General features: G+C 39.4%; 20 protein-coding genes and 2 tRNA genes. 14 read left to right on the top strand and 8 right to left on the bottom strand.

The window, feature by feature from the left end:
• Window positions 1–43 precede the first annotated feature (43 nt).
• From IL356_RS07530 to clpX, 6 genes are all read left to right on the top strand, one after another.
• Window positions 44–760, top strand: a complete 717-nt coding sequence (locus IL356_RS07530) for a pyridoxine 5'-phosphate synthase (protein ID WP_121850054.1) — start codon at window positions 44–46, stop codon at window positions 758–760.
• Window positions 757–1,530, top strand: coding sequence for an alpha/beta fold hydrolase (locus tag IL356_RS07525; protein ID WP_121850055.1), 774 nt, complete (start codon window positions 757–759; stop codon window positions 1,528–1,530). The genes IL356_RS07530 and IL356_RS07525 overlap by 4 nt, the downstream gene beginning before the upstream one ends.
• 82 nt (window positions 1,531–1,612) lie before the next feature.
• Window positions 1,613–1,963 carry a phage holin family protein gene (locus tag IL356_RS07520; RefSeq protein ID WP_121850056.1) on the top strand — a complete coding sequence of 117 codons (351 nt, stop codon included), beginning with the start codon at window positions 1,613–1,615 and terminating at the stop codon, window positions 1,961–1,963.
• Window positions 1,964–2,059: 96 nt separating this feature from the next.
• Window positions 2,060–3,382, top strand: coding sequence for a trigger factor (gene tig / locus IL356_RS07515; RefSeq protein WP_121850057.1), 1,323 nt, complete (start codon window positions 2,060–2,062; stop codon window positions 3,380–3,382).
• A gap of 98 nt (window positions 3,383–3,480) precedes the next feature.
• Window positions 3,481–4,161: an ATP-dependent Clp endopeptidase proteolytic subunit ClpP gene (clpP, locus tag IL356_RS07510; protein ID WP_121850058.1), complete on the top strand. Its 681-nt coding sequence runs from the start codon at window positions 3,481–3,483 to the stop codon at window positions 4,159–4,161.
• Window positions 4,162–4,257: 96 nt separating this feature from the next.
• Window positions 4,258–5,493 (top strand): ATP-dependent Clp protease ATP-binding subunit ClpX, encoded by a 1,236-nt coding sequence (gene clpX, locus IL356_RS07505; RefSeq protein ID WP_121850059.1) that lies wholly within the window; start codon window positions 4,258–4,260, stop codon window positions 5,491–5,493.
• Between the two features lie 46 nt (window positions 5,494–5,539).
• On the opposite strand, the gene IL356_RS07500 is transcribed toward clpX, so the two are convergent.
• Window positions 5,540–6,109, bottom strand: a complete 570-nt coding sequence (locus tag IL356_RS07500; RefSeq protein WP_121850060.1) for a hypothetical protein — start codon at window positions 6,107–6,109, stop codon at window positions 5,540–5,542.
• A 73-nt stretch (window positions 6,110–6,182) separates the two neighbouring features.
• Window positions 6,183–7,697 (bottom strand): GH3 auxin-responsive promoter family protein, encoded by a 1,515-nt coding sequence (locus IL356_RS07495; protein ID WP_121850061.1) that lies wholly within the window; start codon window positions 7,695–7,697, stop codon window positions 6,183–6,185.
• Window positions 7,698–7,764: 67 nt separating this feature from the next.
• Here IL356_RS07495 and IL356_RS07490 point away from each other — a divergent pair, with 67 nt between their 5' ends.
• The 4 genes from IL356_RS07490 (at window position 7,765) to IL356_RS07475 (ending at window position 11,819) form a co-directional block, all read left to right on the top strand.
• Window positions 7,765–8,559, top strand: a complete 795-nt coding sequence (locus IL356_RS07490; protein ID WP_121850062.1) for a DUF2797 domain-containing protein — start codon at window positions 7,765–7,767, stop codon at window positions 8,557–8,559.
• 97 nt (window positions 8,560–8,656) lie between these two features.
• The gene (locus IL356_RS07485; RefSeq protein WP_121850790.1) at window positions 8,657–9,652 is read left to right on the top strand and encodes an NADP-dependent oxidoreductase; all 996 of its coding nucleotides are present in this window, start codon (window positions 8,657–8,659) and stop codon (window positions 9,650–9,652) included.
• 14 nt (window positions 9,653–9,666) lie between these two features.
• Window positions 9,667–10,371, top strand: coding sequence for a TVP38/TMEM64 family protein (locus IL356_RS07480; RefSeq protein WP_121850063.1), 705 nt, complete (start codon window positions 9,667–9,669; stop codon window positions 10,369–10,371).
• Window positions 10,372–10,562: 191 nt separating this feature from the next.
• Window positions 10,563–11,819 carry an aminotransferase class V-fold PLP-dependent enzyme gene (locus IL356_RS07475; protein ID WP_121850064.1) on the top strand — a complete coding sequence of 419 codons (1,257 nt, stop codon included), beginning with the start codon at window positions 10,563–10,565 and terminating at the stop codon, window positions 11,817–11,819.
• 21 nt (window positions 11,820–11,840) lie between these two features.
• Here the strand turns inward: IL356_RS07475 and IL356_RS07470 are convergent, their stop codons facing one another.
• From IL356_RS07470 to sppA, 3 genes are all read right to left on the bottom strand, one after another.
• On the bottom strand, window positions 11,841–14,591 hold the full coding sequence (locus IL356_RS07470) for an AsmA family protein (protein WP_121850065.1): 2,751 nt from the start codon (window positions 14,589–14,591) through the stop codon (window positions 11,841–11,843).
• 131 nt (window positions 14,592–14,722) lie between these two features.
• Window positions 14,723–15,433: a queuosine precursor transporter gene (locus tag IL356_RS07465; RefSeq protein WP_121850791.1), complete on the bottom strand. Its 711-nt coding sequence runs from the start codon at window positions 15,431–15,433 to the stop codon at window positions 14,723–14,725.
• A gap of 201 nt (window positions 15,434–15,634) precedes the next feature.
• A complete protein-coding gene (gene sppA, locus IL356_RS07460) occupies window positions 15,635–17,398 on the bottom strand; it encodes a signal peptide peptidase SppA (RefSeq protein WP_121850066.1) in 1,764 nt (587 codons plus the stop codon).
• 299 nt (window positions 17,399–17,697) lie between these two features.
• Between sppA and folK the strand changes: the two genes are divergently transcribed.
• Window positions 17,698–18,852: a 2-amino-4-hydroxy-6-hydroxymethyldihydropteridine diphosphokinase gene (gene folK, locus IL356_RS07455; RefSeq protein WP_121850067.1), complete on the top strand. Its 1,155-nt coding sequence runs from the start codon at window positions 17,698–17,700 to the stop codon at window positions 18,850–18,852.
• Here folK and IL356_RS07450 read toward each other — a convergent pair.
• Window positions 18,849–19,391, bottom strand: coding sequence for an RNA methyltransferase (locus IL356_RS07450; protein WP_121850068.1), 543 nt, complete (start codon window positions 19,389–19,391; stop codon window positions 18,849–18,851). The two genes, folK and IL356_RS07450, sit on opposite strands and share 4 nt — an antisense overlap.
• A gap of 148 nt (window positions 19,392–19,539) precedes the next feature.
• On the opposite strand from IL356_RS07450, the gene mutS reads away from it, so the two are divergent.
• The 3 genes from mutS to IL356_RS07435 all read left to right on the top strand — a co-directional run bounded on the left by mutS (window position 19,540) and on the right by IL356_RS07435 (window position 22,532).
• On the top strand, window positions 19,540–22,152 hold the full coding sequence (gene mutS / locus IL356_RS07445; RefSeq protein ID WP_121850069.1) for a DNA mismatch repair protein MutS: 2,613 nt from the start codon (window positions 19,540–19,542) through the stop codon (window positions 22,150–22,152).
• A gap of 121 nt (window positions 22,153–22,273) precedes the next feature.
• A tRNA-Gly gene (locus IL356_RS07440) sits at window positions 22,274–22,346 on the top strand.
• 101 nt (window positions 22,347–22,447) lie between these two features.
• Window positions 22,448–22,532 (top strand) — tRNA-Leu (locus tag IL356_RS07435).
• 143 nt (window positions 22,533–22,675) lie between these two features.
• On the opposite strand, the gene IL356_RS07430 is transcribed toward IL356_RS07435, so the two are convergent.
• Together IL356_RS07430 and IL356_RS07425 are read right to left on the bottom strand one after the other, a co-directional pair.
• On the bottom strand, window positions 22,676–23,293 hold the full coding sequence (locus IL356_RS07430; RefSeq protein WP_121850070.1) for an NADAR family protein: 618 nt from the start codon (window positions 23,291–23,293) through the stop codon (window positions 22,676–22,678).
• A 24-nt stretch (window positions 23,294–23,317) separates the two neighbouring features.
• Entirely contained in the window at window positions 23,318–24,388 is a 1,071-nt protein-coding gene (locus tag IL356_RS07425) for a phosphoribosyltransferase-like protein (RefSeq protein WP_121850071.1), read from the bottom strand.
• Between the last annotated feature and the right edge of the window lie 13 nt (window positions 24,389–24,401).

Raw genomic sequence — 24,401 nt, 5'->3', positions numbered from 1 at the left:
CCTAATTCGTATTTTTGTGCCGAACGGTAAAATACATCGGCCAATGACAAAATTAAGTGTCAACATCAACAAAATTGCAACCCTAAGAAACGCTCGCGGCGGAAATCTGCCCAATCTTTTAAAGTCAGCCAAGGATATTGAAGACTTTGGCGGACAGGGTATCACCATACACCCGAGACCGGATGAAAGGCATATCAGATATCAAGATGCAAGAGACCTTAAGAAAATTGTCACAACCGAATTGAATATCGAAGGTAACCCAGTTTCAAAGTTTATCGATTTGGTCCTGGAAGTAAAACCAGACCAAGTAACCTTGGTACCCGATGCTGAAGACGCTATTACCTCGAACGCCGGATGGGACACTATTAAGCACCTTGATTTTCTTAAGGATGTTATAGAGACTTTTAAAAGTGAAGGTATTCGAACTTCAATATTTGTCGACCCGGACAACGAAATGGTCAAGGCGGCCGCCGATACCGGAACCGACAGAATAGAGCTTTATACCGAAAGTTATGCCTTAGCCTATTCAAAAAACGATAAAGAAGCCGGTGTAGCCCCATTTGCAGAGGCTGCAAAATCAGCACATGAGGTGGGTCTAGGCATAAATGCCGGTCATGATTTAAGCCTTGAAAACGTCAAATACTTTAAGGAGAGTGTCCCCCATTTATTAGAGGTGTCGATTGGCCATGCACTCATCTGCGAATCGTTGTACATGGGGCTTGAGAACGTGGTTAATATGTATTTGAATAGATTGAAATGAGCGAAACCTTACACTCAAAAATTATCGGAGATGGCAAACCGCTATTAATTCTTCACGGATTTTTAGGCATGCTTGACAATTGGAAAACCTTGGGCAGCCAATATGCCGAAAAGGGCTTTCAAGTTCATTTAATAGACCAAAGAAATCATGGAAAAAGTTTTTGGTCAGAAGAGTTCAACTACGATATATTGGCGGAGGACTTAAAAAATTATATGGCCGTTCATGAACTTTCCCAAGCAATTATCATAGGACATTCTATGGGTGGCAAAACTGCCATGCAATTTGCCTGTACCTATTCTGAAAAAGTTCAAAAATTAATAGTTGCAGACATCGCCCCTAAGTTTTACCCACCTCATCACCAACCTATCATAGACGGACTTCAGAAATTGAATCTTTCTGATTTAGGTTCTAGAGGTGAAGCTGATGATGCGCTGGCACAACACATAAAGGATTATGGTACTAGGCAATTTTTATTAAAGAATCTTTATTGGAAAGAGAAAGGCCTTTTAAGTTTTCGCTTCAATCTAGAGGTTTTGTCACAACGTATGCCCGAAATCGGAGAGAACATCGGGTCGAACGAAACCTATGGTGGTCCCACTCTCTTTTTAAGGGGAGATAGGTCTGAATACATTCAAGAAGCAGATAGAGATGCCATAAAAAGACATTTTCCAAAGGCAGAAATTGAAGTTGTAGATAAGGCTGGTCATTGGCTTCACGCCGAAAACCCAAAACAGTTTTTCGAAAAATCGTTGGTGTTCATCGAAGATTAAAATGAAAGCATATTTAATCAACCATGATTCTAATTTTCATTTCAAGCAAAAGTCTTACATTTAGTTAAACAACAACCAAATTATGAAACTGATTTTAAGAATATTGCTCAGCGCTCTAGCCGTAATTATTTTAGCCCAAGTGCTTCCGAATGTTTCAGTTGACAGTTACTTCACCGCAGTAATCGTGGCCATTGTTTTAAGTCTATTGAATTTCATTGTTAAACCTATTTTGGTCATTTTAACCTTACCGGTAACCATATTGACATTAGGGCTTTTTCTTCTAATAATCAATGCGATCATTATTCTTTTGGTCGATAATTTAATCGACGGGTTTTCTGTTGATGGTATATGGTGGGCTTTGCTTTTCAGCCTATTGCTTTCGTTCTTACAGTCGATACTGTTCTCAATTTTGAAAGAGGACAAAACATCTTAGCGAGGCTTTGAACGCCAATGACTTAAAAACTTTGGTGGGGTACATTAATTATAGTATTTTTGCCACCCATTTTAGGGAAATAAAAAGAATATCTAGATGAACATCACTAAAGAACAGATTGACGAGTTAAACGCCGTCGTAAAAGTAGCCATCACCAAGGAGGATTATCAGGATAGAGTGGATGGCATTCTAAAAGACTACCGAAAGTCTGCCAACATTCCCGGCTTTAGAAAAGGTCACGTGCCCATGGGCCTTATCAAAAAGCAATACGGCAAAGCCGTTTTAGTCGACGAAGTGAACAAATTACTTCAAGACAACCTTAATAAATACCTTACGGAAGAGAAATTGGATGTTCTGGGCAACCCGCTTCCGAAACAACAAGATAATTTTGATTGGGATAAAGAAGAACTTAGTTTTGAGTTCGAACTTGGCTTGGCCCCTAGCTTCGAGGTTCCTTTAGAGACCAAAGACCCAATTACACAATATAAGATTATTGCCGATAAAGAAATGGTCGATGAGCAAGTCAAGCGCATTCAAAAGCAATATGGTAAATTGGTCAACCAAGAAGAAGTAGATAAAAACTTCGAAGTAACCGGAACCTTCAAAAATGAAGCCGAGGAAATCGACAACAAGACCACTCTTGAACTTGACAAAATCAAAAGTAAAAAAGCCATCGATAGTCTTTTGGGCAAAAAAGTAGGTGACACTGTTTCCTTAAAGTCAAAAGGTCTTTTTAAAGAAGACTATTTACTTTCAAGTGTTTTCGGCATTTCTCAAGACAAGGCCAAAGATTTGGATATTGAGGCCGACTTCACCATCGAAGAAATCAACAAGAGAGAATTGGCAACTCTTGACCAAGAGCTTTTTGATAAGCTTTTCGGTAAAGACGAAGTGAAGTCTGAAGACGAATTGAAAGAAAAAATCAAAGAAGATTCTGAAAAACAATTCGAACAACAGGCCGATCAAAAGTTATTGAACGACATTACCGAATATTTTATTGATAATACCTCTTTTGAGCTTCCTACAGGTTTTCTTACCAAATGGATTCAGATGACAGGTGAAGAACAGCTTACCGAACAACAGGCCAATGAAGAGTATGAGAAGTCTGAAAAAGGTTTGCGTTATCAACTAATCGAAGGTAAGATCATCAAAGAAAATGACCTTCAGATTCAATTGGAAGAACTAAAGGAATTTGCCAAAGGTTTTATCAAATCTCAAATGGCCCAATTCGGTCAGTTGAATCCGCAGGAAGAAGAATTGGAGAACATCGCCAATAGGGTTTTGAGCAACCAAGACGAAGTGAAGCGTTTGTCTGAACAGCTGATGAGCCAAAAACTTCTTGACCTATATAAAGAGAAGGTAAATCTTAAGACCAAACAGATTACTTACGAAGACTTTGTAAAGGAAGTATACGGTTAATTTTCCGAAAAATAATAAGTATCTTTACAGTGCCGAAAATTAATTTTCGGCACTTTTTTTTATCTTTTACCTACGAGTAAATTAACATTGAAAGAACCATGGATTACGCAAAAGAATTCAAGAAATACGCTATAAAAGACCAAGGTATCAGCAGTACTTATTACGACTCGATAGTAAGTAGCATGTACCCCGTGGCCTTGACACCCAACATCATCGAAGAAAGACAAATGAACGCAGTCGCAATGGATGTGTTCTCTCGTCTTATGATGGACCGTATCATATTTTTAGGTACCGGAATCAATGATCAAGTCGCCAATATTGTGCAGGCCCAACTTCTTTTTCTGGCCAGCACCGATTCGGCAAAAGACATTCAGATTTACATCAATTCGCCAGGAGGCAGCGTTTATGCCGGGTTAGGTATTTACGACACCATGCAGTTCATATCTCCTGATGTTGCGACCATCTGCACCGGTATGGCCGCATCGATGGCCGCCGTGCTTCTTTGCGCAGGGCAAAAGAACAAGCGTAGTGGTCTGCCCCACTCAAGAGTAATGATCCACCAGCCTATGGGCGGTGCGCAAGGTCAGGCTAGTGATATAGAAATTACTGCTCGTGAAATTCTAAAGCTCAAACAAGAACTTTACGAAATCATATCTAAGCATTCAGGCCAAACAATCGACAAGGTCAACGAAGACAGTGACCGAGACTATTGGATGAAGGCACAAGAGGCGAAAGCCTATGGTATGATCGATGAGATTTTGGTAAGGGATAAAGAGTAATTTCGACGGAACATCGAGTAACGATGGTTTTTCATCTAATATGACAAACCAAAACGAAAAACTTTTCGTTTATTCTTCGATGGTAAGCACACACGTATGGCAAAGGAAAATTTAGAATGTTCGTTTTGTGGAAGAAAAAAGCCCGAGACCAATCTTTTGATTGCAGGGCTAGATGCGCATATCTGTGACCGTTGTATTGAACAAGCTCATGGTATAGTCGCAGAAGAGTCACGACAGACTAAAACAAATGATCTTTCTTCTGAACTAACATTAAAGAAGCCTCAAGATATCAAGGCTTTTTTAGACACTTTTATTATTGGACAAGAACGTACCAAAAAGGTAATGTCGGTTGCGGTTTACAACCACTACAAACGCCTTTTGCAACCTAAGTCCAATGATGATGATATCGAAATTCAAAAGAGTAATATTATCATGGTCGGCCAGACCGGTACCGGTAAAACACTTATGGCCAAGACCATTGCAAAAATGCTCAATGTACCGCTGGCTATCGTTGATGCCACAGTATTAACGGAAGCCGGTTATGTAGGTGAAGATGTTGAAAGTATTTTAACGCGCTTGTTACAAGCAGCCGATTACAATCTTGAAAAAGCAGAAAGAGGAATTGTCTTTATAGATGAGATAGATAAGATTGCAAGAAAGAGCGACAACCCTTCCATAACACGAGATGTTTCCGGTGAAGGGGTTCAACAAGGTCTTTTGAAACTTCTTGAAGGCACTGTTGTGAACGTACCACCAAAAGGTGGGCGTAAGCACCCAGACCAGAAGTTTATCGAGGTTAATACCGAAAATATTCTTTTTATTGCAGGAGGCGCTTTTGATGGTATCGAACGTACCATTTCAAAACGTTTGAACATGCAAGCTATTGGGTACAGTGCCGCGAAGACAGATGACAATTTAGATCAAGACAATATTCTTCAGTATATCATTCCAAAAGATTTGAAGGAATTCGGATTGATTCCTGAAATAATAGGTCGTCTTCCTGTATTAACGCATATGAATCCTCTAGATTCGAAAACACTTCGGGCAATTCTTACTGAGCCTAAAAATGCTATAATCAAGCAATATGAGAAGTTGTTCTCTATGGATGAGATTGAGTTCACCATAACTCCTCAGGCTTTAGATTATATCGTTGAAAAAGCAATAGAATATAAACTTGGCGCTAGAGGTCTTCGCTCTTTATGCGAGGCAATCTTTACCGATGCCATGTTCGAAATGCCTAGTAACGAAGAAACCGAGTTCAAGGTTACCAAAGCTTACGCAGAAGATAAACTCTCGCATGAGACCATTAAAAAACTTAAGGCTGTTTCTTAGCTTCTAAAGAGTATTTAAAAAATAGATAGGAATAAAAAAGCGGTTTTTAAACCGCTTTTTCCTTTTTTGTATTTGATTTATCCGCTTTATGCGTAACCGTATTCAACAGGTCTAGACAGACTTTTTGAATTATTTTATCATCGGTGTACATATGATGACCGAACCCTTCAATAAGTTCTGGGTTTATTTTCATCTTTTCATACCAAGCGGTCTTTGGTCTGTAAATATCATTATCGCCAAAAATTAACCGAATTTCACAATTAGGCTTTTCGTCTTCCGATCGTACGCGGGTTGAAGAAACTGCATAAAAAGACTTCATTGGCAAACCTTGAATACCTGCTTTCCAAGCAATCGCACCCCCAATACTAAAGCAAAGGTAATGGGCCGGTTCTTTTTCTTTCTTTAACAAATGCGCCACAGCGGTATCAATGCCCCCGTTCATAAAGGCATTATGAATGTTCTCTTCTGTATTTACAGGAAGTTTTAGATTTGCCAGCTGCTGGCTATCATAAAAAGTAATATTAAAGTATTGCTGAAGATAGCCTAAGTACGATGTAATCCAAAGTCCTTTTTTTGAACCCCACATGTCGGAGATGATCACAAGTCTTTCTGCCATAATTCTTTAGATTAAAATGTCGGTCGGTTAAGTTTAATATCCAATTTGAGTATTAAACGACAATTTTCCTCTTTTATTTGTTCATGTGAAGCAATTCTTCGATATAGTCACGCTTATTTGACAATCGGGGAATCTTATGCTGACCACCCAGCTTGTCTTTTGCCTTCAACCAATCATAGAAAAGGTTTTCTCTCGCCATATGTACTTTAGGGCTCTTGAGAGTAATGTTATTATACCGCTTTGCCTCGTAATCAGAGTTTAAAGATTTTAAGGCATTGTCTAAAAACTCGGTAAAATAAGCTAGATCTTTTGGGGGCGTTCTGAATTCGATTATCCATTCATGGGCCCCTTTTTCATTCCCATCCATAAAAACAGGTCCGGCCGTATAATCCTTGATTTCCGCACCGGTTTTTTTACAAATACTTTTTAGTGCTTCCTCGGCATTTTCTATAATAAGTTCTTCACCGAAAACATTTATATGGTGCTTCGTACGACCTGTAATTTTAATTCGATAAGGGCTGATGGAAGTAAACCGAACTGTGTCCCCAATCTTGTAACGCCATAAACCAGCATTAGTGGTAATTATGATAGCATAATTTACATTGATTTTAACTTCCCATAAAGGTATGGCCTCCTGTTGTTCGGTACCGTAAACATCCATAGGTATAAATTCATAGAAAATACCATAGTCGAGCATCAGAAGTAGGTCATCGGCCCCATTTCTGTCTTGAATGGCGAAGAAACCTTCTGAAGCATTATAGATTTCGTAATACTTGAAACTCTTGCGTGGCAGCAACTTTTTATACTGGTCTTTGTAAGGGCTAAAATTGACGCCTCCATGAAAATAAACCTCTAAATTTTCCCAAACTTGAAATAGATGGTCTTTACCGGTTTCTTGAATCACATTGTTGAGCAAGACCAGCATCCATGAGGGAACACCTGCCAAGCTCGTGACATTTTCTTGGGTACTTTCTTTAATAATTGCCTTTAGCTTACTTTCCCATTCGCTCATCAAAGACACCTTATTACTTGGTGTACTACTAAATTCGGCCCATAAGGGCATATTATCGATGAGAATGGCCGACAAATCACCAAAAACGGAACCGTTATCTTGATACAACTCTTTACTACCACCAAGCCGTAAACTTTTGCCGGTGAACAATTGGGAATCTTCATTATTGTTAAGGTAGAGACACAGAAGATCTTTGCCCGATTTATAATGGCAATCTTCCAAAGCTTCGGTACTTACCGGAATGAACTTACTTTTCGCATTGGTCGTACCACTACTTTTGGCAAACCATTTAATCGACGTGGGCCAAAAGAGGTTCTGCTCACCTCTTCTTGTACGCTCTATTAAGGGCTCAACCTCTTCATAAGTGACTATAGGAAGGCGATTTTTAAAAGTCTTATAATCTTCAATCGACTGAAAGTCATACTTCTTTCCGATTTCGGTATCCTCCGCTATTTCAAGCAACTGATCAAGCACCTCTTCTTGAACTTCGGCCGGGTATTTCAAAAAAAGTTCTATTTGATGATATCTTTTTTTGAGCAGCCACGATGCAATGGAATTAAAAAGCGGAATCGGCATTTTTAGGTATCTTTAACCTGCTAAAATTAGCTTTATTAGTTATCATATTCAAATCGAAAAATCTTTTATGCAGTACGAAGGCGTATTACGAAAAATGCAAACCGAACCCGGAGATCCGATCCAATATTTTATGCTTTTTGAGAACGATTTTCTCAATGTAAATCAAATTCTTGACAAAACACTGCAAATCGATTTTATTAAATATCAATGTCTTAATTGCGGGCAAGACAGGCCTATTTATCGACAAGGCTTCTGTAAAACTTGCTTTTACGAAACACCTGCGGCTGGCGATTGGATCATGAAACCAGAATTAAGCACGGCACATTTAGACCAAGAAGACCGAGATCTCGAGTATGAAAAAAAGGCACAGCTACAGCCACACATTGTTTATTTGGCTAACTCCAGCAACATCAAAGTGGGCGTTACCAGAAAATCGCAAGTACCAACGAGGTGGATCGACCAAGGTGCCCATGAAGCTATTGAAATAGTAGAAGTACCCAATAGATATTTGGCCGGAATCACTGAAGTTGCCCTCAAAGATCATATTGCCGACAAAACAAATTGGCGTAAAATGCTTACCAATGACGTAGAAGACGAAGATTTGGTCGAATGGCGAAACAAGCTAAGAACCTACATACCCGAAGAAGCTCAGGAATATTTTATTGCATCTAATTCAGAGACCAATCTTAACTTTCCTGTACTACAGTACCCAAAGAAGGTTAAAAGCCTTAATTTAGATAAAACACCTTCGTACAAAGGAGTTTTAAAAGGTATTAAAGGACAATATTTCATATTTGAAGACAATACTGTTTTTAATGTTAGAGGTAGCGAAGGTTATTATGTTTCACTGACTATCGCCTAATAAGTTAGGCCTTCGCAGGCAAAATCATCATCTATCCAGTTAAGGCAAAATTTAAGAGGTGACTAAATTTGATTACCTCAATTCTAAAATCATGTTTATGAACAATGTCATCAATTTAGTTAATAGGCCCACTGGAAAACCTCAACTAAGCGATTTCAAATTTACGGAAGAGCCGCAACCCAAAATCGAGGATGGTGAAATTTTACTTCAGTCAAAGTATATTTCCGTCGACCCTTATTTAAGGGGAAGAATGAACGATGAAGAGTCATACATCCCTCCTTTCGAGCTTAATGCTCCAATGGAATCAACGGTAGTTGCGGAAGTAATGGATTCTAAAAATTCAAATTTTGCTAAAGGAGATTTCGTCTTTGGCATGCTTAAATGGAAAGAGTTTCAAACATCTGCAGGAACCGGGTTAAACAAGGTCGACCCCAAGAAGGCGTCTCTATCGGCCTATCTCGGAATTTTAGGGCTTACTGGGCTTACCGCCTATATCAGCCTCGAAAAAATAGCTGATCTTAAAGAAGGTGAAACCCTTTTGGTTTCGGGAGCTTCTGGCGCCGTGGGAAGTACCGTGGGTCAAATAGGAAAAATCAAGGGATGCAGGGTTGTCGGTATTGCCGGCAGCGATGAAAAATTAGACCTGATGAAAGACAAGTTTGGTTTTGACGAGGGCATCAATTACAAAAAGACAGATGATATGATCGCGGCCGTGGCCGAAGCTTGCCCAAACGGTGTTGATGTTTATTATGACAATGTGGGCGGAGAGATTTTAGATGCGGCCCTCAACAACATCAATAAGAACGGAAGGGTCATTAACTGTGGGGCCATTTCTTTATATAATGCGAAACAAACCCCGACAGGCCCTCGTCATGAAGGTATTTTAGTCAAAAAAACGGTATTGATGCAGGGCTTCTTGGTCAGAGACCATGCGAAAGAATTTGGAAATGCCATTCAACAATTGGCTCAATGGTTACAGGAGGGGAAAATAACTCATGAAGAGACGATTGTCGAAGGTTTCGAGAACATTCCGCAAGCATTTCTCGATATTTTTGAAGGAAAGAATAAAGGTAAAATGGTTGTAAAGATATAAGCACTTGCTTGTGAATGAATGCTTCATCAACTAAAAATAGCACTTCAAAAAGTAACTGGCCAACGATTGTTTCGTTGGCCATTTTGGGTCTATTGGTGGTAGGTTATTTTACCGTTCCCTCGATTCAGCAATTTTTCGATGAGGCATGGGCCGTCTTGAAAAGTGGGGATAATGAAAAAACCAAAAGCTGGGTCGAAAAATTTGGTGCTTGGGGTCCGTTGGTTCTAATCTTAGCGATGATTGCACAGATGTTTTTAATTGTCATCCCCTCCATTATGCTCATGGTTGTTTCCATTATTGCCTACGGGCCTATTTGGGGCAGTTTAATAGTTTTCGCCTCCGTTTTCTGCGCTTCGAGTGTGGGCTACTTTATCGGCAGTTTATTGGGGCAAGGTCGAGTGGAGAAAATCATCGGCCATAAATCGGAGAAAAAGGTTGAAAAGTTTTTGGATGATTACGGATTTTGGGCAGTAATCATCACTAGGCTCAATCCCTTTTTATCAAATGATGCAATCAGTTTTGTCGGGGGAATTTTAAAAATGGGCTATTGGAAGTTTATAGGAGCCACTTTGATAGGTATAGCCCCTCTCATATTTTTTATCGCCCTTCTAGGAAAAAATAGCGATAACTTGAAAACAGGCCTACTTTGGGGTTCTTTGGCCAGTTTAGCACTTTTCTTAGCCTACATTTGGTGGGACAAAAAGAGAAAAGAATCTTAAGTACACTAAATGGGTCATTATAGGCCAAGGCTTTCATCTTCCTTTACTTTAAGATTTTCCTAATTCCATCCTCGCTTCGACCAACTATTGTCATTTTAGCATTCTATTTTTTTCTCATTCTTAAATCCTTCTATAAACTCATCAATTTCAGATAATTAAATCTTACCTTATGTAGAGATAACCTCCCTCCCATGAACAAAAGAACTTTTATAAAAAGATTTGGCCAATTGGCTATTTCGGTACCCCTTCTACCAAATACCACTCTTGGTAATCACCCGAAATCCTTTCACACCAGAACAGTTTCCGATGATTTTTGGATGAACATCCGTTCAGACTATGACCTGAAACCCGATTATATCAATCTTGAGAGCGGCTACTACAATATCATTCCGCGACCTACCCTAGAAAAACTTCAAGGGCACATGCGAATGGTTAATTACGAAGGCTCTTATTACATGCGTACCGTTCAATGGGACAATAAAAAAAATGCTGCCAAGCGATTGGCCAATCTGGTCAATTGCGCACCTGATGAACTTATCATTACTCGGAATGCCACAGAATCTCTTGACCTAATTATCGCAGGATATCCTTGGAAAAAGGGAGATGAGGCTATAATGGCGGAACAAGATTATGGAGCCATGCTTGAGCAGTTCAAATTAGCTTCAAAACGCTACGGAATCAACAATAAGCTGGTTTCTGTTCCCAATCATCCTAAATCCGATGAGGAAATTATAAGACTTTATGAAGAAGCTATCACACCAAAGACCAAGTTAATTTTTGTAAGTCACATGATTAACATAACGGGGCACATTCTTCCTATTAAAAAAATATGTGCCATGGCACATCAAAAAGGAGTAGAGGTCTTGGTTGACGGAGCACATTGCATCGGGCATTTTGAAGTTGATATTGATGACCTCGGCTGTGATTATTATGGCACGAGTCTTCACAAATGGTTGGCCGCGCCACTCGGTGCTGGCTTCTTGTATGTTTCAAAAAGCAAAATTGCAAAAATATGGCCCCTCTTGGCAGAGCATGACCGCGAACCCGACGACATCGGCAGACTGAACCATACAGGCACGCACCCCGTCCATACCGATTTAACTATTAACGATGCCATAGATTACCACGAGCAAATTGGCATGAAACGTAAAGAAGACCGCTTAAGATATTTGCAACGTTATTGGAGTGATACCATTCGACCATTAAAAAATGTGATAGTAAATACACCTGTGGATCTTGAGCGCAGCTGCGGAATTGCCAATGTGGGCCTCGCCAATATGACGCCCAAAGAATTAGCCGACCGACTCATGGAAGATTTCAAAATATTCACTGTAGCGGTAGATGGCGCCAATGTTCATGGCTGCAGAATCAGCCCCAATGTTTTTACCACTACAGATGAACTCGACCAATTCATCGATGGCATTAAAACTTTGGCAAAGACTGGTTAAAGCCGGATTTAAGGAATCATTTTAATTGCCCGAAGACTTTTGGTCCGTCTCTTTCTTTTTACCACCTAACAGACCTCCCAAAATATTCTTGGCTTTTTCTTTAACCACATCTTCATCCGTTTTCTTGACGGTATCTGTGGCAGCCTCGTTGACCGTATCTTTTTTGGCGCCTCCAAGAATACCCCCAATCACATTCTTCACATCTTCTTTCGTATTCGCGGCCTTAGCAGAATCAGTTTTGCTTTTATTTTTATTAAGCACCTTACCTATTAAATCTTTGGCCTTGTCTTTACCTTTATTGATCAATTTTTGCTTCTGAATTTCAACCAATTGATTGGTCAACGATTTGATACCGGCCGTCAAATCGGTACTCACGTTCGGACTTGAATAATTACCACCAATATTCGCTACCACCGGAACAGTCAAATTTTGTAGACTACTATCATCGATTTCAGCAATCAATTTGTTTACCTCTTTGCCCAAATACTTTGCTGGAACTTCCATCACAGCCTTATAGTTCAACTTTCTATCGAACGAATGGTTACCATCTACATTAATGGCAATATCTTTATACTTAAGTGTGAAAGGTTTTACGTTCACTAACCCATTTTCAAATGACAATTTGGTCTTTAATTCGTCAAGATTGAGCTTTTGTAAATCGATAAAATCCAGTTTACCATCCAAGGCCGATAATAATGGAGCCTTTTCCGAATTGATTTCACGAGTCATTACATTGGCCAAAATGTTACCACTTAACGTTAGAAGGTCAGGTAGCAAATCATCAGTAAGCTTACCCGAGAGTTGTATATCAGAATCGAGTTTACCCTGTAATATCTGGGCTATTGGGGCCAAAGATTTAAAAAGCTCCAATGATTGAAAGGTTTCGGCTATCTCCAGTTTTTGCATATCGAGCTTCATGGCGAAAGAAGGCGTTTCTTCTTTAGTAGAAACTTCACCATTGAAAGCCATTTTACCATCAAAAATCGATGATGTCATATTTGAAAGAGTCGCCTTCTCATCTTTAATTCGTAGCGTGCCTTTTACATCTTTGAGCGTCAAATTATCGTACAATACGGTGTTTGCCGATGCATTGATGGTCGCATCTAAAAATGAAGGAATCTTAATTTTCTCTTCGGTCGTCGAGCCTTTCGAAGTACCTTTTTCATCTTCGGAGCCGGAATTATCTTCAGCACTTTCCTCTTCGACCATAAAATCGTTTAAAGCAAACGTGTTGGAAGTCAAATTAAAATTACCTTCTACCATTTCATCATTGAACATGAAGCCCAATAAATTATTGATGGTACCCGTTGCGCTGAAATCAGTTTTTCCTGTACTACCGCTCAATTCGTTCAATGTAACCGTTTTCGGATTGAAGGTCATTTGAGTGGTTTTGAGCTTTACGGGGTTAGGAATTTCTTCAGACTTATACTCAAAATCGCTTAGTTTAAGATTTCCGTTGGTCTTAGTATTGGCGTACTGCTTTTTTTCTATGGAATTCATATCGAAGGCCGTATTGACATCGGCCACCAATAATCCCTTTAAATTCAACCCAGGAGGGACAGGATATGCCTTTTCAATGTTTGCCAAGTTCATTCTACCATCTATATGGGCATCTACTTTTGTATTGCCCATCAATTCGCTAATCTTGGCGTTCATATTAAACTTGTCCTCATCAATCATAAAAGACAACCTTTCAATATCGACTCGGGTATCTTCTACAATTCCGGAGGTATTAATAATCTCGGTATCAATAAAAACATTTCGAACCGATTTGGGCAAATCAGGGTATTTGAAGGAAGCATTTTCAGAATTAATCTTAATGTTGAACTTGGGTATATGCTCTTCATCTACTACACCATTAAACTCTCCTTCAACAATAAAATTCCCTGTAGTTTTTACGTTCTCAATATTTTTACTGTAGGTCTCAGGAATAACCGCCAGAAAGTTTTTAAAATCTGAGGATGGTGTCTTGAAGCTGATATCTATTTCTTGGTTGTTCTCGTTGACCTTCACAAAGCCATCGAATACCAAAGGCAATTGGTTAACGTATGCCTCATTTTTCAGAAAAGAATATTTATTCTCATTCAAATCTATACCCACTAGCGCATCGAGTTGCACTTTATTCCTATTGAGATAATTGGTACTATCCATTTCAAATGAGACCAGCGCATTGGTGTTGGTCTGCAGTTCAGAAGTGGTTAAAGACAAATCACCATTGCCCTTATGCTGCATCTCTTCTATTACCAACTTCATACCGGCCGCTCGGTCATTATAAACGATTTTGGCATTCGAAATTTCGTAAGATTGCATATCGAAACTAAAACCTTCGGTACTGCTAGTTTGTGAGGTTTCAGGGGTACTGGTATCCTCTTTGGCAATGTCAAAACTGGCATTCTCTTGCTCATCAATGGTCATATTCAACAAAGCCCCATCAATGGTAAGGCTCCTAATGCCAATAGGCTCACCGGCTCCTTTAAAAAGTTCACCTAGACCCATTTTTAAAGCCACTTGGTCTGAAGCAAAAAGAGTGTCGCCCTCAAAAGGAGCCTTATTAATGAGGGTTACCTTTTTCAACCCAACTTCGGCATTAGGAAAGCTTTTTATAAGACTTAAGTCAGCCTCCTCAAAGTCTAAGGTGGCATTGAGGTTGTTATTGACATTGTTCTTAATAATATCGCCAATTTTGGCCTCTAAAAAAAATGGGATTGCAATCAGCAGCGCAATAATCAACACCACTACTATACCTACTATCTTGAAAATTTTCTTTTTCATATATTTTTTTCTTGAACCGGTATTTGAACCAACTTTTTAAAGGTGGTAACCTACCTAAAATTCATTTGTTGTATTGGCTCATTACTACAGTTTATTGGCCGTATCGATACAACTCTCAAATTGAACGGTTATTATACCTCTAGTTCAATTTCTTCACCAATCTGCAGTTTGAACCTCTTTCTTAGTATATATACGAAAAGATACAGGAAAGGAGTGTCTATGAATGCTATAAAAATCTTAAAAATGAAGCCGCTCACTACGAGTCCGAAGAAAAGCTCCCAGGGCAAAATCTTAAAAATACAAAGCAGGCCAACTACGGTGAAGGTATCTATAAACTGAGAGAGAAAAGTTGAGAAATTGTTACGCACCCATAGGTATTTACCTTTCGTGACCCTTTTCCAAAAATGATAAATGGCTATATCAATATACTGCGCCAGCAGATAGGCAATCATAGAGGCAAAAACGGCAATAGGTGATAGAGCAAACACTTTGGTAAAAATCTCATCATTAATGGGAGATGAATCAATAGCAGGAGCTATTTCGGCGATTAAAATAATTCCCATAGAAAAGAACGAGGCAAAAATACCGGCCGTAACTATTTGATTGGCCTTCTGCCTACCATAAATTTCAGAGATTAAATCGGTAATCAAGAAAGTTATCGGATAGGGCAGAATACCCACGGATATTTCAAAAAGCGACACCCCAAAAACTTCAACATCACCAAAGGGATTCCAATAGAAAAATTTTTGAAAAATTAGATTCGACACCACTAGTGAGGTAATGAACAAAGCTCCTAAATAAAGGTAAATTTTATAGGCGAGGCGCTTATCTTTTGCAGTCATAAGGTTTGAAGTCATCGTAGCTGTCTAAACAAGATACTCTCTTGCGCTTGTTTATCTTTACAAAACAACAAAAATTAGCTAATAAGCCATAACCGAAACCCTTATAAAAGGCTTCAACACATAGCATTTTGGAAACCTTTTAAAAAATATAGGTTGAACCTAAAGTTATTTAAATAATTACCTTGGCTTTTTAGCGACACCTTACTTAATGGTAAGAACAAAGGGCATTCTTGCCTGAACCCCCTTTTGGTCCATTGCCGTGCGCACCTCTTTTAAAATGGAATAAGCCTCGGTTCCTATTTCGTCTTTGATGAACTTTTCCTTCAGACTGGCAGAAGCTCCCCCTAGATCTTCCATAAATCTTTCGAGGCCCGTCTTGTATTTAGGGAATTTCTTAATGCCATAACTATCAATACCCGCTAACTCCGCTGCACTATTAATGGCGTCTTCTAGGTTACCCAGTTCATCTACCAGACCCAGTCTTTTGGCATCGACCCCGCTCCACACCCTGCCTTGGGCCAGGCTATCAGCTTCTGCCATTGAAATATTTCTGCCTTGGGAAACTCTTTCTAAAAATGTTTGATAGGTACTTTCGATTCCTTCTTGAACCACTTTTCTAAAACCTTCATCCATCGGTTCGAACAAAGAATATTCTACGGCGTTTTTATTGGTACCCACCTGTTCGGCGTTTATGCCGATATCTTCTGCAAGTTGCGCCATATTTGGTACAGTTCCAAAAACCCCGATAGAACCCGTTACAGTGGTCGGTTCAGCAAAAATTTTATCCGCACCGACCGAAATGTAGTACCCTCCCGACGCGGCTACATTGCCCATTGAAACCACAACAGGCTTCACTTCTTTGGCCAATTCAACCTCACGCCAGATGATATCGGAGGTTAGGGCGCTGCCCCCAGGTGAATTGACCCTTAAAACAATCGCCTTTACTTCTTTATCTTCCCTTGCTTTGATGATAGCTTCATTAATGATGCCTTGACCTATAACATCAGTCCCACCCTCACCATAAAGAATCTCACCTTGGGCAAAAACAATGGCTATCTTATCCTTACCTTTTTTCAAAACTTTTTTATTGGACCTTAACACGTAATCGCTTAATTGAACGATGTTTAAATCCTCATCAGCTCCTAAGTCCAAGGCATTTCGCAACTTACCTTCGTATTGATCATAGAATGCTATTTCGTCAATTAGACCAGAGTTAAGCGCATATTCTGGGGAGCGACCTCCTAAGGTATCGGCAATTATATTCAGATTTTCAGCACTGATATTTCTTCCTTCTGAAATATCATCGACCATCGAATTCCACAACGAACCTATCAGTTCTTTGATTTGTTTTCTGTTCGCATCGCTCATTTCATTAGCAATAAATGGCTCGACCGCACTTTTGTATTTTCCGTGACGAATCACCTCTAGCTTCACTCCTGTCTTTTCTTGTAAATCTTTAAAAAACAGCACCTCTGAAGAAAGTCCCCTAAAATCAAGAACCCCCACCGGATTTAGAAAAACACTATCGGCAACACTGGCGAGGTAGTAATCTTTTTGCATGTAGAAATCGCCATAGGTATAAATAAACTTACCACTTTCTTTAAACTCGTGAAGTGCTTTTCTAATGGCCTGAGTCTGTGCCAAACCAGCCATAATAAAGTTGTTGTTGATACTAATACCTTTAATATCATTGTCATCTTTCGCCACCATAATGGCCTGAAGAATTTCATCTAGCCCTTGGTTCTGTTCAAATAGCCCTCCAGCAAAGGGATCTAGAGCGTTATCACCGACATAATCGCTAATAGGTTGCTGAAATTGAAGTTCTAGAACAGAGTTGGGCTTAACGGCAACCGTCTCATCGCTGCTACTTACAATACCTACAAACAGAAAAAACATGACGAAGATGATACCACAAGCTATCATGCAGCCCAATATGGCCGCCAAAAGGTTTCTTAAAAATTTCATACTCTAAAATCGATTCTAGAATCTATCGGTCGTTCGAAAGTTGAAATTGTTACTTCCAATAAGAAATAACTTCAAATCAAGAATTAACCGATAATCGCATTTATAAAATGCTCAAAGATAATACACCCCAGCTAGATACCATTGGCAGTAAGCAAAAGCGTTATTTATAATTTCGACCAAGCCCTCAATTAGCTTTTATGGCGACAGTATCGAATTTCAATATTTAAAAAATGGTGAATAACTATTGATAAACGGTCGCTGAACTTACCCACTTCTTTTTGTTATTTTGTCTTACAAATATGGCCGAACATAAACTTGCATATCTGTCGTTGGGCAGCAACCTGGGCGACACCCTGAACAACCTACAATCTGCGGTATTTTCGATTCAGAAAATGGCGGGGGATGTGCAACGCATTTCGCCCATCTATAAAAGCAGTGCTTGGGGATTTGATTCCGATGATTTCTTGAACGTATGCTTGTCAATCAGTACTGCACTATCACCCCAAAAACTTTTAGACACCCTTTTAAAGATTGAAAGCCAGCTGGGAAGGGTACGATTCAAAGAAGAGGGCTACCAAGCTCGAACCATTGACATTGACATTCTTTATTACGATCGTGAAACGTTATTTACGGAAACATTGGTCATACCCCACCCCGAAATGTGCTATCGCAAATTCGTTCTCAAACCGTTAGCGGATATTGCCCCACAATTCTATCATCCGGTGGTTAACAAAGATACACGCAACCTTATTCAGGAATGTCGCGACAAGGGCCGCCTCGAAAAAACGGTTTTCAGATTATATAAAAACCGTGAAGAGCTATTTGCCAACACTAACTTTATTGCCATTGAAGGCAATATTGGGGCTGGTAAGACTACTTTGGCGCATAAAATTTCTGAGGACTTTAATGGTAAATTGGTCTTGGAACGCTTTGCCGACAACCCTTTTCTTCCGAAGTTTTACGAGGAAAAAGCTAGATACGCCTTCCCATTAGAAATGTCTTTTTTGGCCGACCGATACCAACAATTTACCGACGACACCTCACAATACGATCTTTTCAGAAGCTTTATGGTCAGTGATTATGATATATATAAATCATTGATTTTTGCAAGAATTACGCTGCAGCAAGATGAATACGCCCTTTATCGCAAGCTGTTCCATTTGATGTACAAAGAGGTCAAAAAGCCCAAAATATATGTTTACCTCTACCAATCGACCGATAGGTTATTGGAAAACATTAAAAAAAGAGGCCGGGATTACGAGCAAAGTATCGACCCTACGTACTTAGAACAAATCAATAAGGGGTATTTTGATTTCATCAAAAGTTATCCAGAGCAGAACAATCTGGTCATTGATTTAGAGGATCTTGATTTTGTGGAAAGTCAAGATGACTATGAGACTATTCTTGATAAGATTTTAAAGTTTGCCGTTCACTTACCCTCGGTACGCTCCTAATTAGCTTTCAGGGCATTTAACTTCGACCAAAAATCCCAAACAACGACCCCGGCACTGACCGAAATATTCAAGGAATGTTTGGTACCGTATTGAGGTATCTCGATAACCCCTTGGCAAGAGTTCACTACAAGTTGGGCCACACCCTTTACTTCATTACCGAAAACCAGGGCATACTTATGGTCGGCCCGCACATTAAACTCATTTAAGAATTGGGCACCTTCAGCCTGTTCTATTGCCAAAGTCACATAACCTTCTTTGTTCAAAGTATCTATTAATTCGACGGTATCTTTCACGTAATGCCATTCGACACTTTCGGTAGCACCCAACGCCGTCTTTCTAATGTCTTTATGAGGAGGGGTTGCCGTTATGCCGCACAGGTAAATTTTTTCAATCAAAAAAGCATCAGCAGTTCTAAAAACCGAACCTATGTTATTAAGGCTTCTAATATTATCCAATATCAATACTATAGGTACTTTCTGAGCCCTTTTAAACGATTCGACATCAAGCCTTTCCAGTTCTTCGTTTCTTAGTTTTCTCATATTTCTTGATATCTGCCCTTTTGAAGAAACCAATGTTGATAAAGTTATTCCTAAATATCAACAACTGTGGGGTTTCCGTGGCAAAATTGATACATTCGTTCTTTGAACTTGCGGGCAAAAATAGCCTTTATAAATTGGATTGAGCCATATGGGAAAAGCAAAAAAAGTCACTCCTTTAATGAAGCAGTACAATAGCATCAAGACAAAGTATCCTGATGCCCTTCTGCTGTTTCGCGTGGGCGATTTTTATGAAACCTTTGGAGAAGATGCCGTAAAGGCTTCCAAAATTTTAGGCATCATTCTTACCCATAGAAATAACGGAGGTGACCGCACCGAGTTAGCCGGTTTTCCCCATCATTCGCTCAACACCTACTTACCCAAATTGGTCAAAGCAGGGCAACGGGTTGCTATTTGTGATCAGCTCGAAGACCCAAAAATGACCAAGACCATCGTCAAAAGAGGGGTTACAGAACTTGTAACACCCGGTGTGGCGATGAACGACGATATTTTAAATGCCAAGTCGAACAATTTTTTATGCGCCGTTCATTTTGGCAGAAAGTTACTCGGTGTTTCATTCGTCGATATTTCTACCGGTGAGTTTTTGACCGCTGAAGGTTCTGAAGAACAAATTGACAAACTGCTTCAAAACTTTGCACCGAACGAGGTACTGGTACCGAAAACCCACAAAAAAGAATTTTTGGAACTTTTCGGGAATCAATTTCACACTTTCTTTATGGAAGATTGGGTCTTTCAAGAAGATTATGCATTAGAAACGCTCACCAATCATTTCAAGACCAAAACGCTAAAGGGGTTCGGGGTCGACCACTTGAACCTAGGGGTTATAGCTTCCGGGGTGGTCTTACATTACCTTTCGGAGACCCAGCATAGGCAATTACAGCACATCAGTAACCTTAAACGCATTCCGGAAGAAGAATATATCTGGATGGATCGGTTTACCATCAGAAACCTCGAGCTATACCATTCACCGCATCAGAATGCCGTAACCCTACTGGATATCATCGATAAAACGATATCACCCATGGGAGGTAGAATGTTAAAGCGATGGTTAGCACTCCCCCTAAAAAATATTGAAAAAATCAAGCGTCGTCATCAAGTAGTCGCCCACTTAGTTACCGAAGAGGGGCTGCATCAAAAACTGCAGCAATCGATTAAGCAAATGGGCGATTTAGAACGCTTAATTTCGAAGGTGGCTACGGGCAAAATCAACCCAAAAGAGGTTGTTCAACTTAAAAATTCGCTGGAAGCCGTAGTGCCTGTCAAACAAATTACCGCAGATTGCCAGTCGGAGGCTCTCAACCTCATCTCAGACCAATTGAACACTTGCGATCTGCTTCGCCAAAGAATCAAGGAAATGCTTGACGAAGAAGCACCGGTAAACATGTCGAAAGGCAAGACCATCGCAGATGGCTTTTCCTCCGAATTGGATGAATTAAGATCATTGGCCTTTTCAAGCAAAGATTATTTAGACCAAATGCTCGCCCGCGAAACAGAGCGAACCGGCATCACATCTCTTAAGATTGCATCAAACAATGTTTTCGGCTATTACATCGAGGTTCGCAATACGCACCGTGATAAAGTACCTGGCGAATGGACCCGCAAACAAACCCTCGTGAATGCCGAGCGCTATATTACCGAAGAATTGAAAGAATATGAGGCGAAAATTCTTGGGGCGGAAGAGCGCATTCAGAGTCTCGAGTCACAATTGTTCTCGCAACTGGTGGTTTGGATGCAAGAATACATCAACGCAGTTCAGAACAATGCACATCATATTGCCCAATTGGATTGTCTTTGCGGTTTTGCCCAGCTCGCTAAAGAGAATAATTATGTGGAGCCAGAGGTAGACGAGACTACTGATATTGAAATCACCAATGGCAGACACCCCGTAATTGAAAAACAGCTGCCTTTGGGCGAGGCTTACATCGCCAATGATGTACTTTTAAATCGTGACGACCAGCAGATAATAATGATTACCGGGCCCAATATGAGCGGTAAGTCTGCTATATTAAGGCAAACCGCCCTAATCGTTCTCTTGGCCCAAATGGGTTGTTTTGTGCCGGCCGAAGCTGCAAAAATTGGTTACGTAGACAAAATATTTACTCGCGTAGGTGCTAGCGACAACATTTCTATGGGAGAATCGACCTTCATGGTAGAAATGAACGAAACGGCCTCTATTTTGAATAATCTTAGTGAGCGCAGCCTGGTCTTACTCGATGAAATAGGCCGTGGTACCAGCACCTATGACGGCATTTCAATTGCGTGGGCCATCAGTGAATATCTACATGAGCATCCGGCTCGTGCCAAAACTCTTTTTGCTACCCATTATCATGAAATCAATGAAATGGCCAACACCTTCGAGCGAATCAAGAATTACAACGTTTCGGTGAAAGAACTGAAAGACAATGTACTCTTCTTACGTAAGTTGACCCCGGGTGGCAGTGAGCACAGCTTTGGTATTCATGTGGCCAAAATGGCGGGTATGCCGCAACAAGTGATCCATAAAGCGAACAAGATTCTAAAAAAGCTAGAGAAATCACACTCGAGCGAAGAGCTTACCGATAAAATTCAGTTGGCCCAAGACGAGATGCAGCTTAGCTTTTTTAACCTAGACGACCCGTTATTGGAGCAAATAAAAGAAGAAATCGTTCATTTAGATATCAATACGCTCACGCCTGTTGAAGCGTTGATGAAATTGAACGAGATTAAGCGCATGCTGAGCAAAAGCAAAAAAGCGACTTCTTAAATTCGTCATATTCAAAGGAAAGGAAAATTGATGCAAGTTTTAATTAGTTTTTCTTTGCAATTTATATAATTGTATTAAATTTGCATCCGCTAACAAACCGAGTTAGTTTGTTCTTTTAAATGCGAAAATAGCTCAGTTGGTAGAGCGCCACCTTGCCAAGGTGGAGGTCGCGGGTTCGAATCCCGTTTTTCGCTCAAAACTAACGCCGCTTGCCGGCGTTTTTTTATTTATGAGTTAGCGATAGCTCTTAGCTTTTGATTTCTGTTTTAAACAGAAATAAAGCAAGCCAATAGAGGCTCGAGTGGTGGAATTGGTAGACACGTTGGACTTAAAATCCAATGGCCATTATGGCCGTGCGGGTTCAAGTCCCGCCTCGAGTACACCAAAACCCTGTTAATCAATTGATTTTCAGGGTTTTTTATTTTAAACAGTAACAGAATAGTAACAATTACTATTCAATATTCGAAGTTTGAGATAATAAATTGGGGGTTTAGAATTATTTTCTTTTAATAAGTGCGAGAAGCTATTGCACTAAATCAAATAGTAGGTTATTCTCAAATTCAGTTGCTGGACTGCATACCGTTTCAATCTCTGAACCATACAACAAAAAACCAAAAATATCAATTGGCTGAACGCATTCAACGCAATTATCATTATGAATATATTCTTCCCTGAGTTGCATTAAAAGTCTGCCTAATGCATTCTTACCGACTAATAGGTTTTTTTCAACTTCAACAGCAGCCCAATCTTTATCTTTATCAGATAATTCTACTATTGCCTTACTGTTCGTATTGATTAAAATTTTAGAAAATTCATCAAAGTTCTGAGACAGTTTAACCTTAAGAACCCAATACATTATTGAATATTTAACTTCCTCCCAATCCTGTCTTGTGTATTGTAAATATTTTCTGCTTTTCATTTTGGCAGTCATAGGACTATTCTGCTCAATAATCTCTTGCTGTATTGCTGGAAACAAAGGAAAACGGCAAGCTTGGTACAAGGCTTCTGCCGAAGGAATGATAATATCATTTACGCGAAGTGAATAACCCGGGGCCATATTGGACAACCCTCCAAAATTAGCTTTAGTGCTTTTAAAAAAGACTACTTCGTTTTTATTATAAGTACGTTCTGTAATTTTCATTTTGTACAATATAGAAATTTTTATCTATTGCCCTCTGTTCTTAACGCAAAAAAGTGGCGTCCAATTGTGTCCTGACACATCCCACCAAAAAACTAATGGACAAGTATTAGAGATATTGCGCCAAGTAAAAAACAATGTGCCTGTACCAAAAGTTTTATGAGAACGAACCGTATCACCTAATGGGCGTTTTCGTCTATCTGGATCATCTTTTTGAACCTTCCTAAGAAGTTCAATTCCTTTTTCCAAAAAAATTTTTTCAAGTTTGATTCTGTTCTCAGGACTACTAAAAAATGTTTCGGTTTTCGGTAAGTTGGAGGGCCTAAAAGCAGGTACGCTATCATTTTCAGCTTCCAATCCCGCCAAATATTCTAACGTTTTTTGTGATTGCTCTTCTATTGGATATACACAATTCAATTTTTGATTTTCTGCAATCCATTTTGTTTTAATATGATTCTCAACCACATAGTCTTTACCAACTATAAGAGTCTTTTTAATTTTATCGTCAAATTGCTTCATTAAACGCCATTCCATATTGCTATAACCAAATGAATGATAACAAAACAAACTAATGGCTAATGTCTTTGTTTTATTGATAATAGCCTTATAATTTTCGCTTACGCCATCATCCTTAGATTCAAGCCAGTTTGATAAATCACGAAACACCGTACCGCCAGTTGCTAAAATATCGTCAAAATAAATGTAGTTTGCCTTAGGGTTATCAATGCTGTCCTTGTAATTAATCATATACTCTCTCTGAAGAATATCATCAATTAGCACAAGTAGTTCGGATTGACTCTTATAGTTTTGTTGGGTATCGAAAAAATGTGTGTTAACCACCATTTCATTCATTGTTTTATAACCATAAAACTTCTGAATTTCTAATAGTCTTGTGCGTAATAAATCTTTAGCCTTTTCCTTCGATATATAAACTTCTGGTAAAAAATATAATAACTCACTCAATACAAATTCTGCATCATCACCAAATTGATTTGCCCAATTTATTATATGCTCAACCGTTATCTCAAACTTTCTGTCGGGATAGTCACACTGGTAGTCCTTTATAATTTCATATATTTTTTCTACTATTTCTTTCATCAATTTCTCATAT

The sequence above is a fragment of the Euzebyella marina genome (genome assembly GCF_014855515.1).
Lineage (GTDB): Bacteria > Bacteroidota > Bacteroidia > Flavobacteriales > Flavobacteriaceae > Euzebyella > Euzebyella marina.
Note: the sequence above shows the minus strand (reverse complement) of the source record. Positions and strands in the feature narration are given on the sequence as shown.

Excerpts from the sequence above, each read along its gene's own strand:
- IL356_RS07530 (WP_121850054.1), top strand. The coding sequence starts at position 44 with ATGACAAAATTAAGTGTCAACATCAACAAAATTGCAACCCTAAGAAAC.
- IL356_RS07525 (WP_121850055.1), top strand. The coding sequence starts at position 757 with ATGAGCGAAACCTTACACTCAAAAATTATCGGAGATGGCAAACCGCTA.
- IL356_RS07520 (WP_121850056.1), top strand. The coding sequence starts at position 1,613 with ATGAAACTGATTTTAAGAATATTGCTCAGCGCTCTAGCCGTAATTATT.
- tig (WP_121850057.1), top strand. The coding sequence starts at position 2,060 with ATGAACATCACTAAAGAACAGATTGACGAGTTAAACGCCGTCGTAAAA.
- clpP (WP_121850058.1), top strand. The coding sequence starts at position 3,481 with ATGGATTACGCAAAAGAATTCAAGAAATACGCTATAAAAGACCAAGGT.
- clpX (WP_121850059.1), top strand. The coding sequence starts at position 4,258 with ATGGCAAAGGAAAATTTAGAATGTTCGTTTTGTGGAAGAAAAAAGCCC.
- IL356_RS07500 (WP_121850060.1), bottom strand. The coding sequence starts at position 6,109 with ATGGCAGAAAGACTTGTGATCATCTCCGACATGTGGGGTTCAAAAAAA.
- IL356_RS07495 (WP_121850061.1), bottom strand. The coding sequence starts at position 7,697 with ATGCCGATTCCGCTTTTTAATTCCATTGCATCGTGGCTGCTCAAAAAA.
- IL356_RS07490 (WP_121850062.1), top strand. The coding sequence starts at position 7,765 with ATGCAGTACGAAGGCGTATTACGAAAAATGCAAACCGAACCCGGAGAT.
- IL356_RS07485 (WP_121850790.1), top strand. The coding sequence starts at position 8,657 with ATGAACAATGTCATCAATTTAGTTAATAGGCCCACTGGAAAACCTCAA.
- IL356_RS07480 (WP_121850063.1), top strand. The coding sequence starts at position 9,667 with ATGAATGCTTCATCAACTAAAAATAGCACTTCAAAAAGTAACTGGCCA.
- IL356_RS07475 (WP_121850064.1), top strand. The coding sequence starts at position 10,563 with ATGAACAAAAGAACTTTTATAAAAAGATTTGGCCAATTGGCTATTTCG.
- IL356_RS07470 (WP_121850065.1), bottom strand. The coding sequence starts at position 14,591 with ATGAAAAAGAAAATTTTCAAGATAGTAGGTATAGTAGTGGTGTTGATT.
- IL356_RS07465 (WP_121850791.1), bottom strand. The coding sequence starts at position 15,433 with ATGACTGCAAAAGATAAGCGCCTCGCCTATAAAATTTACCTTTATTTA.
- sppA (WP_121850066.1), bottom strand. The coding sequence starts at position 17,398 with ATGAAATTTTTAAGAAACCTTTTGGCGGCCATATTGGGCTGCATGATA.
- folK (WP_121850067.1), top strand. The coding sequence starts at position 17,698 with ATGGCCGAACATAAACTTGCATATCTGTCGTTGGGCAGCAACCTGGGC.
- IL356_RS07450 (WP_121850068.1), bottom strand. The coding sequence starts at position 19,391 with ATGAGAAAACTAAGAAACGAAGAACTGGAAAGGCTTGATGTCGAATCG.
- mutS (WP_121850069.1), top strand. The coding sequence starts at position 19,540 with ATGGGAAAAGCAAAAAAAGTCACTCCTTTAATGAAGCAGTACAATAGC.
- IL356_RS07430 (WP_121850070.1), bottom strand. The coding sequence starts at position 23,293 with ATGAAAATTACAGAACGTACTTATAATAAAAACGAAGTAGTCTTTTTT.
- IL356_RS07425 (WP_121850071.1), bottom strand. The coding sequence starts at position 24,388 with ATGAAAGAAATAGTAGAAAAAATATATGAAATTATAAAGGACTACCAG.